The sequence below is a fragment of the Leclercia sp. UBA2479 genome, assembly GCF_002341985.1.
GTDB lineage: Bacteria > Pseudomonadota > Gammaproteobacteria > Enterobacterales > Enterobacteriaceae > Enterobacter > Enterobacter pneumoniae.
Map to the genome: position 1 here is coordinate 466,471 of NZ_DDPB01000006.1, position 10,576 is coordinate 477,046.

10 protein-coding genes are annotated in these 10,576 nt (G+C 51.7%); 7 read left to right on the forward strand and 3 right to left on the reverse strand.

Going from position 1 to position 10,576, the window contains the following annotated elements:
• Window position 1: 1 nt before the first annotated feature.
• From leuB to leuL, 3 genes are all read right to left on the reverse strand, one after another.
• Window positions 2-1,093 carry a 3-isopropylmalate dehydrogenase gene (leuB, locus tag B3B59_RS07135; RefSeq protein ID WP_207292990.1) on the reverse strand — a complete coding sequence of 364 codons (1,092 nt, stop codon included), beginning with the start codon at window positions 1,091-1,093 and terminating at the stop codon, window positions 2-4.
• Window positions 1,093-2,664 (reverse strand): 2-isopropylmalate synthase, encoded by a 1,572-nt coding sequence (gene leuA, locus B3B59_RS07140; RefSeq protein WP_040077183.1) that lies wholly within the window; start codon window positions 2,662-2,664, stop codon window positions 1,093-1,095. The genes leuB and leuA overlap by 1 nt, the downstream gene beginning before the upstream one ends.
• A 90-nt stretch (window positions 2,665-2,754) precedes the next feature.
• A complete protein-coding gene (gene leuL / locus B3B59_RS20480; RefSeq protein ID WP_207292991.1) occupies window positions 2,755-2,895 on the reverse strand; it encodes a leu operon leader peptide in 141 nt (46 codons plus the stop codon).
• A gap of 561 nt (window positions 2,896-3,456) precedes the next feature.
• On the opposite strand from leuL, the gene leuO reads away from it, so the two are divergent.
• The 7 genes from leuO (at window position 3,457) to ftsL (ending at window position 10,566) form a co-directional block, all read left to right on the forward strand.
• Window positions 3,457-4,419, forward strand: a complete 963-nt coding sequence (gene leuO, locus B3B59_RS07145) for a transcriptional regulator LeuO (protein WP_046884991.1) — start codon at window positions 3,457-3,459, stop codon at window positions 4,417-4,419.
• Window positions 4,420-4,801: 382 nt separating this feature from the next.
• Window positions 4,802-6,526 (forward strand): acetolactate synthase 3 large subunit, encoded by a 1,725-nt coding sequence (gene ilvI / locus B3B59_RS07150; RefSeq protein ID WP_046884990.1) that lies wholly within the window; start codon window positions 4,802-4,804, stop codon window positions 6,524-6,526.
• A 1-nt stretch (window position 6,527) separates the two neighbouring features.
• Entirely contained in the window at window positions 6,528-7,019 is a 492-nt protein-coding gene (gene ilvN, locus B3B59_RS07155) for an acetolactate synthase small subunit (RefSeq protein ID WP_040077180.1), read from the forward strand.
• Between the two features lie 179 nt (window positions 7,020-7,198).
• On the forward strand, window positions 7,199-8,203 hold the full coding sequence (gene cra, locus B3B59_RS07160; protein ID WP_040077179.1) for a catabolite repressor/activator: 1,005 nt from the start codon (window positions 7,199-7,201) through the stop codon (window positions 8,201-8,203).
• Window positions 8,204-8,801: 598 nt separating this feature from the next.
• Window positions 8,802-9,260: a division/cell wall cluster transcriptional repressor MraZ gene (gene mraZ / locus B3B59_RS07165; RefSeq protein ID WP_040077178.1), complete on the forward strand. Its 459-nt coding sequence runs from the start codon at window positions 8,802-8,804 to the stop codon at window positions 9,258-9,260.
• Between the two features lie 2 nt (window positions 9,261-9,262).
• Entirely contained in the window at window positions 9,263-10,204 is a 942-nt protein-coding gene (rsmH, locus tag B3B59_RS07170; protein ID WP_040077177.1) for a 16S rRNA (cytosine(1402)-N(4))-methyltransferase RsmH, read from the forward strand.
• Window positions 10,201-10,566 (forward strand): cell division protein FtsL, encoded by a 366-nt coding sequence (ftsL, locus tag B3B59_RS07175; RefSeq protein ID WP_040077176.1) that lies wholly within the window; start codon window positions 10,201-10,203, stop codon window positions 10,564-10,566. The genes rsmH and ftsL overlap by 4 nt, the downstream gene beginning before the upstream one ends.
• The last annotated feature ends 10 nt before the right edge of the window (window positions 10,567-10,576 follow it).

Consider the following 10,576-nt stretch of genomic DNA (forward strand, 5'->3'; position numbering starts at 1 on the left):
ATTACACCCCTTCAGCGACATAGCGGGCAATGATATCGCCCATTTCTTCGGTACTGACTGCCGCGTTACCGCGGGCTAAATCGCCTGTCCGCACGCCCTCTTCTAAGGCGCGGTTAATGGCATTTTCAATGGCGGTTGCCGCATCGTTTGCATCCAGGCTGTAGCGTAACAGCAGCGCCAGGGAGAGGATCTGCGCAATAGGGTTAGCGATGTTTTTACCCGCAATATCCGGCGCCGAGCCACCAGCAGGCTCATACAGACCAAAACCTTCTTCGTTCAGACTGGCAGAGGGCAGCATGCCCATAGAGCCGGTGATCATGGCGCACTCGTCAGACAGAATATCGCCGAACAGATTCGAACAGAGCAGTACGTCGAACTGTGACGGGTCTTTGATCAACTGCATGGTCGCGTTGTCGATGTACATATGTGACAGCTCAACGTCCGGATACTCCTGAGCGATCTCGTTCACGATTTCACGCCACAAAATGGAGGATTGCAGGACGTTGGCTTTATCAATTGAGGTCACTTTGTGACGGCGCTTGCGTGCAGATTCAAAGGCGATGCGGGCAATGCGCTCGATCTCAAAGCGATGATAGACCTCGGTATCAAATGCTTTTTCATGCTGACCGCTGCCTTCGCGGCCTTTCGGCTGGCCGAAGTAGATCCCGCCCGTCAATTCACGTACGCAAAGGATATCGAAACCGTTGGCGGCGATGTCGGCGCGCAGTGGGCAGAACTCTTCCAGGCCCTGGTAGAGTTTGGCCGGACGCAGGTTACTGAATAATTTGAAATGCTTACGCAGCGGCAGCAGAGCACCACGCTCAGGCTGCCCGGCAGGAGGGAGATGCTCCCATTTCGGGCCGCCCACGGAGCCGAACAAAACGGCATCGGCGTTTTCACAGCCGGTGACCGTGGCCTGTGGCAACGGCGTACCGTGATTATCAATGGCGATACCGCCCACATCATAGTGGCTGGTGGTAATTTTCATCGCAAAACGGGTGCGAATCGCTTCCAGTACTTTCAGCGCCTGTGCCATAACTTCGGGGCCAATTCCATCACCCGGTAACACAGCAATATGGTAATTCTTCGACATTACACGGTTTCCTTATTGTTCTCTTTATTCTGAGCTTTGCGTTGTAACTCTTTCTCGACCTCAGCGGCGCGCCAGATGTTGTTCAGGACATGCACCATCGCCTTCGCGGAGGATTCGACGATATCGGTCGCCAGACCTACGCCGTGGAAGCGACGGCCGTTGTAGTTGACCACAATGTCTACCTGACCCAGCGCATCTTTGCCGTGACCTTTGGCGCTTAAACCGTATTTCACCAGCTCAATGTCATAGTCGGTGATGCGGTTGATGGCCTGATAGATCGCATCGACCGGGCCGTTTCCGTTAGCCGCTTCGGCTTTCACTTCTTCACCACAGGCCAGTTTGACGGAGGCGGTGGCAATATCGCTGGAGCCCGACTGCACGCTGAAGTAATCCAGACGGAAGTGCTCTGGTTCCTCTTGCTGCTTATTAATAAACGCCAAAGCTTCCAGATCGTAATCGAATACCTGACCTTTTTTATCCGCCAGCTTCAGGAACGCGTCATACAGCTGATCCATGTTGTAGTCGGCCTCTTTGTAACCCATCTCTTCCATACGGTGTTTCACCGCCGCACGGCCGGAACGGGAGGTCAGGTTCAACTGCACTTGATTCAGCCCGATGGATTCCGGGGTCATGATTTCGTAGTTTTCGCGATTTTTCAGCACGCCATCCTGGTGAATGCCCGAGGAGTGGGCAAAGGCGCCGGTGCCGACGATGGCTTTATTCGCCGGGATCGGCATGTTGCAGATCTGGCTGACCGTCTGGCTGGTACGCCAGATTTCGTTGTGATTGATGCGGGTGTGCACATTCATGATGTCTTTGCGCACCTTGATGGCCATGATGACCTCTTCCAGTGAACAGTTACCGGCGCGCTCGCCGATACCGTTCATCGCGCCTTCAACCTGGCGGGCACCCGCGTGGACGGCGGCAATGGCGTTACCTACGGCCAGGCCCAGGTCGTCGTGGGTATGCACAGAGATGATGGCTTTGTCGATGTTAGGCACACGCTCATACAGCCCGGTGATGATATTGGAGAACTCGAACGGCATGGTATAGCCGACGGTATCCGGGATATTGATGGTGGTTGCGCCTGCGCTGATGGCGGCTTCGACGACGCGCGCCAGGTCAGCAATTGGGGTGCGGCCCGCGTCTTCGCATGAGAATTCCACGTCATCAGTGTAATTACGGGCGCGTTTTACCATATAGATGGAGCGCTCAATCACTTCGTCCAGCGTACTACGCAATTTGGTTGCAATGTGCATTGGCGAGGTGGCGATAAAGGTATGGATACGGAAAGCTTCAGCCACTTTCAGCGACTCGGCAGCGACGTCGATATCCTTTTCTACACAGCGCGCCAGACCACAAACCCGGCTGTTTTTGATCGTGCGGGCGATGGTCTGTACAGATTCAAAATCACCCGGGGAGGAGACCGGGAAACCCACTTCCATGACATCTACGCCCATACGTTCGAGGGCCAGAGCAATCTGCAGTTTTTCTTTAACACTCAGGCTGGCCTGTAATGCCTGTTCACCATCACGTAAGGTCGTATCGAAAATAATGACTTGCTGGCTCATGGGTTAGGTCCTTGTCTGTATTTGGGCGCCTTGCTACGAGCATAAAAAAACCCGCGCAGTGGCGCGGGTTTTTTGTTTACCAGAGACGATTCAACGCTGAATTTCGTCCGCCAGTCTACCGCGCACAATGGATGCGTTTAGTAGTAGTAGACCGGTGAAACGAATGCTGCGGATCATGAATCTAGCCTCGGTTAAATGCGATATGCTTTTAGTGGTACTGGATACGCGCATTGATGTCAACCCCGCAAGGGTGAAAAGGGCGGACGAGGGGGCAGACAACCAAAGATGAAATGAGCTAATTGTGCTGCTTTTTTCGTTGAAGACAATTTAAATGCTCTGCGATTAATTTGCATATTCATCGCTGGAATTAAAAGAAGATGTTTGTTTGCATTTGTACAGATTTTGCGACATATCGGTAATATTCTTTATTGCCTTTTGAATCAGAAGGTTGTTTAGGCTCTTTTTTTGTGATGAAGAATAAAGTGATAAGGTTGATAATTCATTGTTAATGATTACCTCTAGAAAGTTGTTAACAATTAATAGTGGCTTAAATAATCCTTAATTAGATGCCATATTGTATATTTATAGGGATTATGATTTCATTGGATTACTAAACTATTTAGTATGTTTTGACGAGGTAACTCCCTTTTTAAGGTATAGAGCTCCTTTTTATCGCTTGTGACAGAGCTTGATGTTTTCTGAAATTTATATATTTCTCTTTTGCTTGTTTTATATGCGTGATAAATCATATTTTGTCAGCTTATTATTGCGCACAAGTAAAAGGAGCTTAGCATGACAGTGAAGATGGATATGTGTGACGAAAATAGTGAAAAAGCACCGCAGAATGAGAATACTAAACCTCAGTTGCGTACCGTGGATCTTAATCTGCTTACCGTCTTTGATGCGGTAATGCAGGAGCAAAATATTACCCGGGCGGCACACGCCCTGGGGATGTCGCAACCGGCAGTAAGTAATGCGGTTGCAAGACTTAAAGTCATGTTTAATGATGAATTATTTGTAAGGTATGGCAGAGGGATTCAGCCCACCGCCCGCGCGTACCAGCTGTTCGCTTCGGTGCGACAAGCGCTGCAACTGGTGCAAAATGAACTACCGGGTTCCGGTTTTGAGCCGTTAGTTAGCGAGCGTATTTTCCATCTCTGTGTATGCAGCCCGCTGGATAATTATTTAACCTCGATTATTTATAATAAAGTGGGTGAGATCGCCCCCAATATTCAACTTGTCTTCAAATCCTCTCTCAATCAAAACACGGAACATCAACTGCGTTATCAGGAGACGGAGTTTGTTATTGGTTATGAAGAGTTTCGTCGCCCGGAATTCTCCTGCGTGCCTTTATTCAAAGATGAAATGGTTCTGGTATCCAGTAAAAAACATCCGCGTCTGCATGGCACGCTGCATGAAAGCGATATTTATAATGAGCAGCACGCCGTTGTTGCCCTGGACAGATATGCTTCCTTCAGTCAGCCGTGGTATGACACGCCGGATAAACAAGCCAGCGTTGCTTATCAGGGCATGGCAATGGTTAGTGTATTAAATATTGTGTCGCAAACACATCTGGTCGCTATCGCTCCGCGCTGGCTGGCTGAGAAATTTGCCGAACCGCTGAGCTTACGTATTCAGGCGTTGCCTCTGCAGTTGAATACGCGGACCTGTTATCTCTCCTGGCATGAAGCGGCGGGGCGCGATAAAGGTCATCAGTGGATGGAAGAGTTATTAGTGAATGTCTGTCATCGCTAAAACATCACAGGATAAGCACCATATTTGTTGTTTATCCTGCATTTTTTAAGCGTTATGAAATTTTATACTGTCAGCCATTTTTTTACCTCGCCTTCTTTGTCACAAAAATGGATGAATTTCTGTGACGCTTCCAGTTTATGTGATTATTGGTCGGTGCATTTCCTGCTGGCAGTATATTTATCCATAACTCAACCTTATACCCCTTGATTCTACTTTCTTAGGCTATCCCCTTCGGGGGAGCGCGAATTGCCTGCCTGAGGGCAAGCGGTTATGTTAACTGTCACTCTGCACAATAAAAATGACTGGGGTCACCCTGGTCAATAAAGATGGAGCAGAAATGATCTCTGCTGTCCGTCTGTAACGTGATGCCTGGAGGCAAAGCATGGAGATGTTGTCTGGCGCCGAAATGGTCGTCCGGTCGTTAATCGATCAGGGCGTGAAGCAAGTGTTCGGTTATCCTGGGGGCGCAGTCCTCGATATTTACGATGCACTACATACCGTTGGCGGTATTGACCACGTGCTGGTGCGCCACGAGCAGGCGGCGGTGCATATGGCTGATGGACTGGCGCGCGCGACCGGCGAAGTGGGCGTGGTGCTTGTCACTTCTGGCCCTGGTGCAACCAATGCCATTACCGGGATTGCCACCGCCTATATGGACTCTATCCCACTGGTGATCCTCTCCGGTCAGGTCGCGACATCGCTGATAGGTTATGACGCCTTTCAGGAGTGTGACATGGTTGGGATCTCCCGGCCGGTGGTCAAGCACAGCTTCCTGGTGAAACAGACGGAAGACATTCCGGGCGTGCTGAAAAAGGCATTCTGGCTGGCGGCCAGCGGCCGTCCTGGCCCGGTCGTGGTGGATCTGCCAAAAGATATCCTCAACCCGGCGAATAAGCTGCCGTACGTCTGGCCTGATTCGGTCAGTATGCGCTCTTATAATCCGACAACCCAGGGACACAAAGGGCAGATTAAGCGCGCCCTGCAAACGCTGCTGGCGGCGAAAAAACCGGTTGTCTATGTCGGTGGCGGGGCCATTAATGCCCATTGTGAAGAACCGCTGCGTGAGCTGATTGAAAAGCTCAACCTGCCGGTAGCCTCTTCACTGATGGGATTAGGGGCATTTCCGGCCACCCATCGTCAGGCGTTGGGGATGCTTGGCATGCACGGCACCTATGAAGCCAACATGACGATGCACAACTCCGATGTGATTTTCGCCGTCGGGGTTCGCTTTGATGATCGCACCACCAATAATCTCGCGAAATATTGTCCGAACGCGACCGTACTGCATATCGATATCGATCCCACCTCGATCTCTAAAACCGTCGCGGCGGACGTTCCGATTGTGGGCGATGCGCGCCAGGTGCTGCTGCAGATGCTGGAGCTACTGCCGCAGGAGACAACCACGCAGCCGCTCGACGACATACGTGACTGGTGGCTGCAGATCGAACAGTGGCGTACGCGTCAGTGTCTGAAATACGACACGCAAAGCGAGCACATCAAACCGCAGGCGGTAATCGAAACGATCTGGCGTCTGACAAACGGCGATGCTTATGTCACCTCAGACGTAGGTCAGCACCAGATGTTTGCGGCACTCTACTATCCGTTTGATAAACCTCGCCGCTGGATTAACTCTGGCGGTCTGGGAACCATGGGCTTTGGCCTGCCTGCCGCGCTGGGCGTGAAGATGGCGCTGCCAGCGGAAACCGTCGTTTGCGTGACGGGTGATGGCAGTATCCAGATGAATATTCAGGAGCTCTCCACGGCGCTGCAATATGACCTTCCGGTGCTGGTGTTAAACCTTAACAATGGTTATCTGGGGATGGTGAAGCAGTGGCAGGACATGATCTACTCGGGCCGCCACTCTCATTCATATATGAAGTCACTGCCTGATTTCGTTCGTCTGGCAGAAGCCTATGGCCACGTTGGGATCCGGGTTTCCGATCCGGCAGAGCTGGAAGCGAAGCTCGCGCAAGCGCTTGAACAGGTGAAAAACAATCGCCTGGTGTTTGTCGATGTGATCGTAGACGGCACTGAACACGTCTATCCGATGCACATTCGCGGAGGCGGAATGGATGAAATGTGGTTAAGCAAAACGGAGAGAACCTGATATGCGCCGGATATTATCTGTCTTACTGGAAAACGAGTCTGGGGCCTTATCGCGAGTCATCGGGCTTTTCGCACAGCGCGGCTACAATATTGAAAGCCTGACCGTGGCGCCCACCGACGATCCTACCCTCTCGCGGATGACCATTCAGACCGTAGGCGATGCCAAAGTGCTGGAGCAGATCGAAAAGCAACTGCATAAGCTGGTGGATGTACTGCGCGTGAGCGAGCTGGGGCAGGGGGCCCATGTTGAACGGGAAATCATGCTGGTAAAAGTTCAGGCCACCGGTTACGGGCGCGAAGAGGTGAAACGTAACGCGGAGATTTTCCGCGGCCAGATCATCGATGTTACTCCGTCTATTTATACCGTGCAGCTTGCGGGTACCAGTGACAAGCTTGATGCTTTCCTCGCGTCGGTAAGAGATGTGGCAAAAATCGTTGAAGTGGCTCGCTCTGGCGTCGTAGGGTTATCCCGCGGCGATAAAGTGATGCGCTAAGTCTCAACGAGCCTCTCTCGAACATGCCCGGTCTTCATAACCGGGCTTTTTTTTGTGGCCTGCACCTTTGTGCAGACAAAAGCGGTTGCCGCACACTCTTTTCTGCGCTTAGATGTTAAAAGATTTAGCCATAACCCTGTTGAGGTCATGGACTCTTTTATTTTTTTTGAGGGGCAATTGTGAAACTGGATGAAATCGCCCGGCTCGCCGGCGTGTCACGAACTACGGCAAGCTATGTGATTAACGGTAAAGCGAAGCAATATCGTGTGAGCGATAAGACCGTTGAGAAAGTCATGGCAGTGGTTCGTGAACATAACTACCATCCGAATGCCGTAGCGGCGGGTTTACGCGCCGGACGCACCCGTTCAATAGGTCTGGTCATTCCGGATCTGGAAAACACCAGCTACACCCGTATTGCAAATTATCTGGAACGTCAGGCGCGCCAGCGTGGCTATCAGCTGCTTATCGCCTGCTCGGAAGATCAGCCTGATAACGAAATGCGCTGTATCGATCATCTGCTGCAGCGTCAGGTTGATGCGATCATTGTTTCAACCTCCCTGCCACCGGAGCACCCTTTTTATCAGCGTTGGGCTAACGATCCGCTGCCAATTGTCGCTCTGGACCGTGCGCTGGATCGCGAACATTTCACCAGTGTTGTGGGGGCGGATCAGGACGACGCCGAAATGCTGGCGGCAGAGCTGCGCACCTTCCCGGCAGAGAAAGTCCTCTATCTGGGCGCGTTGCCAGAGCTATCTGTCAGCTACCTGCGTGAACAGGGCTTCCGGACCGCATGGAAAGACGATCCGCGCAAAGTGGAGTTCCTCTATGCCAATAGCTATGAACGTGAAGCCTCTGCGCAGCTTTTTGAGAAGTGGCTAGAGACGCACGAGATGCCGCAGGCGCTCTTTACCACCTCTTTTGCCCTGTTGCAGGGGGTGATGGACGTGACGCTGCGTCGTGAAGGAAAATTACCCTCGGATCTGGCTATCGCCACCTTTGGGGATAATGAACTGCTCGATTTCCTGCAGTGCCCGGTACTGGCCGTTGCCCAGCGCCACCGCGATGTGGCGGAACGAGTGCTGGAAATCGTGCTGGCAAGCCTGGATGAGCCGCGCAAACCTAAACCGGGATTAACCCGTATTCGGCGTAATCTTTATCGCCGTGGTGTACTCAGCCGCGTGTAATAGCCTGACAGGGCAGGTGGGCTGCCCTGTTATTTTGCTTAAATACTCTAAAAATAATGGCCATATTTTTTTTAGGATAATTCTTTAAAAAAGGGCCAGCCCCCTTCTTCAATTACTCGAACATTTAAATTTGTCAGTTTCCTGCTTATTTCAATGTTATTCGTTTACCATGTTGTATTATTTTGTAACATTCCTGAAGCGCGGTGCTGAATTATCAGCCATTTTTTCCCATCTGAACCTCCCCAGCGCAGTACCGCGGCAGGCTGCGACACATAGCCGTGCAACTGGCGCTGTTATCCCCCTGCAATATGTCTTAAAATGCTGCCCGCGTCGCAAACTGACACTTTATATTTCCTTGCGATGAGAGAAGTGATCTTTAACGCCACTATGTTTATTCGATTTTTTCTTACAAATATTCATAACGTTAATTTGCCTCGCCGGTTGTTCAGTTATTAGCCGGGTCAGGTTACGTCCGTAAACTTGGCGTATTTAGTCTGGTATGGCGGAAGTCCTGGCTTGACAAGGTTTTCCCTCGCTCCGTAAACTCCTTCGGGTGGGATTTTGTGGGTTAAAGTGGTATTGAGGGGGTGAGGCTGGCATGTTCCGTGGAGCGACGTTAGTCAATCTCGACAGCAAAGGGCGTTTATCGGTACCAACCCGATATCGTGATGAGCTGAACGAGAGCGCTTCTGGTCAAATGGTGTGCACCATTGACATCAACCACTCCTGCCTGCTGCTTTACCCCTTGCCTGAATGGGAAATCATTGAGCAAAAGCTGTCTCGACTGTCGAGCATGAATCCACAGGAACGCCGCGTGCAGCGTTTGTTGTTGGGGCATGCGAGTGAATGTCAGATGGACAGTGCGGGCCGATTATTGATCGCCCCGGTACTGCGGCAACATGCTGGTCTGACGAAAGAAGTGATGCTGGTCGGACAGTTCAACAAGTTTGAACTGTGGGACGAAACGACCTGGTATCAACAGGTCAAGGATGATATCGACGCTGAGCAGTCCGATTCCGCGATGTTAACGGATCGATTGCAGGATTTGTCTCTATAAAAATGATGGAAAATTATAAACATACGACGGTGCTGTTGGACGAGGCCGTAAACGGCCTGAATATTCGTCCTGACGGCATTTATATTGATGGGACATTTGGTCGCGGCGGTCACTCGCGTCTGATTCTCTCCCAACTGGGAGCAGAAGGTCGCTTACTGGCAATCGATCGCGATCCGCAGGCTATTGCCGTGGCGAAGACCATCGATGATCCGCGCTTTTCCATCGTACATGGCCCTTTCTCTGCGTTGGCTGACTATGTCGCTGAACGCGATCTGACCGGTAAGATCGACGGTATTCTTCTCGATCTTGGCGTCTCTTCACCACAGCTTGATGACGCAGAGCGCGGCTTCTCCTTTATGCGCGATGGCCCGCTGGACATGCGTATGGATCCTACGCGCGGACAGTCTGCCGCCGAATGGTTGCTGACGGCCGAAGAGGCGGATATCGCCTGGGTGATCAAAACCTTTGGTGAAGAACGTTTTGGTAAGCGCATTGCCCGCGCCATCGTTGAGCGTAACCGTATTGAGCCGATGACCCGTACCAAAGAGCTTGCGGAAGTTATCGCAGCGGCGATGCCGGTGAAGGATAAATACAAACATCCCGCGACCCGTACATTCCAGGCGGTGCGCATCTGGGTAAACAGTGAACTGGAAGAGATAGAGCAGGCGCTAAAAAGCTCGCTCGGCGTGCTGGCCCCGGGAGGGCGGCTCTCAATCATCAGTTTCCATTCGCTGGAAGACCGCATTGTGAAGCGTTTTATGCGCGAACAGAGCCGCGGTCCGCAGGTTCCGGCAGGGTTACCGATGACTGAAGAGCAACTCAGGAAACTGGGCGGCCGTCAGTTGCGTGCACTAGGCAAGTTAATGCCGGGCGAAGAAGAAGTGGCTGAAAATCCACGTGCCCGTAGTTCAGTACTGCGCATTGCAGAAAGGACGAACGCATGATCAGCAGAGTGACAGAGACCCTCAGCAAAGTGACGGGATCGTTAGGAAGCAACGAGCGCCATGCCTTGCCTGGCGTGATCGGTGACGATCTTTTGCGATTTGGGAAACTGCCACTCTGCCTGTTCATCTGCATTATCGTAACGGCCGTAACGGTGGTCACCACCGCACACCACACCCGTTTGTTAACGGCGCAACGTGAACAGCTGGTACTGGAACGTGATGCGCTGGACATTGAGTGGCGAAATTTGATTCTTGAAGAAAATGCGCTCGGCGATCATAGCCGGGTTGAACGGATCGCAACGGAAAAGCTGCAGATGCAGCATGTTGATCCTTCTCAGGAAAATATCGTAGTACAAAAATAAGGGAAAACGC